Annotated in this window: 1 protein-coding gene; it reads left to right on the plus strand. The window is 72.1% G+C overall.

The features are described 5' to 3' along the window. Positions 1 to 17: 17 nt before the first annotated feature. Positions 18 to 269 (plus strand): hypothetical protein (locus tag RB628_RS43065; RefSeq protein ID WP_318325847.1); only part of this gene is annotated, 252 nt, incomplete at its 3' end.

Consider the following 269-nt stretch of genomic DNA (forward strand, 5'->3'; position numbering starts at 1 on the left):
CGATCGGTGTACGGCGGATGGCGCGCCGCCATGCTCTGATCAAGCAGCTGCTGGCGGTGGAGGCGCTCGGGTCGACCACGGTGGTGTGCACCGACAAGACCGGGACGCTCACGCAGGCCGAGATGACCGTCACCCGGGTGTGGGCGGGGGATGCGACGCACTCAGTGACCGGTGTGGGGTACGCCCCTGGCGGGGAGGTCGCCGACACGGCGCCGGTGCGCGAGCTGCTCCGGGTGGCGGTCCTGTGCTGCAACGCCCGGCTTGTCCCG

The organism is Streptomyces sp. ADMS (genome assembly GCF_033441795.1).
Taxonomy (GTDB): Bacteria; Actinomycetota; Actinomycetes; order Streptomycetales; family Streptomycetaceae; genus Streptomyces.